Annotated in this window: 2 protein-coding genes; both read right to left on the bottom strand. The window is 69.2% G+C overall.

Annotated features, from left to right (window positions below; all coding sequences use genetic code 11):
- On the bottom strand, positions 1–723 hold a 723-nt coding region (locus tag D7V97_RS43035), incomplete at its 3' end, for an ABC transporter substrate-binding protein (protein ID WP_233583616.1).
- Positions 720–1,364 (bottom strand): glycoside hydrolase family 16 protein (locus tag D7V97_RS43030; RefSeq protein WP_147445262.1); only part of this gene is annotated, 645 nt, incomplete at its 5' end. The genes D7V97_RS43035 and D7V97_RS43030, both read right to left, overlap by 4 nt.

Raw genomic sequence — 1,364 nt, 5'->3', positions numbered from 1 at the left:
GTCCACCTCCCCCTCCACCAGCGCCATGTTGGCCTGGTCGTTGGTGGGGAACGCCAGGAAGCGCAGCGCGGACACCGCGGGCTTGCCGGGCATCCAGTAGTGCGGGTTGCGGCCCAGCTCGTACACCTGGTTGCGGAACAGCGTGACCTGGGTGAAGGGCCCCGTGGCCACCGGCTCCGGGTTGGTGAACGTCACCGGATCCGCGACGTGCTCCCAGATGTGGCGGGGCACGACGACCTGGTGCGCGAGGTAGGTGAAGCCCGGCAGGAACACGCGCGAGAAGGTGAAGGCCACGGTGTGGGGCCCCTCCGCCTTCACGTCGGTGATGAAGCTCCACACGCCGCCGGCATCCAGCGCCGCGTGCTTCTTCATGAGGCCGAAGGTGAAGACGACGTCGTCCGCGGTGAAGGGCTTGCCGTCGGACCAGAGGACGTTCTCGCGCAGCGTGAAGCGCAGCGTCTTCTGCTCGTCCGCCCACGCATGCGCGGTGGCGAGCCACGGCACCCATTTGCCCTGCGCGGAGCTGAAGACCTCCAGGCACTCGTAGATGCCCGCCCGCGTGGGCCAGCGCGCGTTGGCGCCCGCGAACATCGGGTTGAAGTTGCGCACCCACGCGCTCTGCTGCTCCACGGACACGAAGAGCACGCCGGGCGGACGCGGACGCGGCTCCGAGGAGCACGCCAGCAGCAGCACGAACGGCAGGAGCACGCGGGCGAACTTCACGGCGTCGCCCTCTCGTAGACGCGCACGTAGTCCACCTTCATCGTCTGCGGGAACACCGTGCTGGAGTCCGTGGGCCCCACGTACGAGCCGCCCACCGCGACGTTGAGGATGATGAAGAAGGGATGGTCGTAGACCCACTTCTTGCCCGCGGGGAGGTTGTCCGGCGTGGCTTCGAAGTAGACGGTGTCGTCCAGGATGAAGCGGATGCGATTGGGCTCCCACTCCAACGCGTAGACGTGGAAGTCCGCCTGGAGCGTGCCGCCGCCGACCGCGTGCTCACGGCCCACGTTCTGCCCGCCGGAGTAGCCCGGCCCGTGCAGGGAGCTGCGGACGATGGAGGGGATCTGTCCCCGGTGCTCCATGATGTCGACCTCGCCGCAGGTCGGCCATCCCTTCGTGTCGACGTCCGCGCCCAGCAGCCAGAACGCCGGCCAGATGCCGCGCCCCGTGGGCAGCTTCAGGCGGGCCTCGTAGCGGCCGTAGGTGTGCTCGAAGCGGCCCTTCGTCGTCAGACGCGCGGAGGTGTAGTCGTTGCCGCCGTAGCGCTCGCGCCGCGCGGTGATGGCCAGGTGGCCCTCGCCGTCCAGCGACCCGTTCTCCGCCCGCGCGGTGTCGAACTCGTACTGGCCATTGCCCCACCC

The sequence above is a fragment of the Corallococcus sp. CA053C genome (assembly GCF_003611675.1).
Classification (GTDB): domain Bacteria; phylum Myxococcota; class Myxococcia; order Myxococcales; family Myxococcaceae; genus Corallococcus.
Note: the sequence above shows the minus strand (reverse complement) of the source record. Positions and strands in the feature narration are given on the sequence as shown.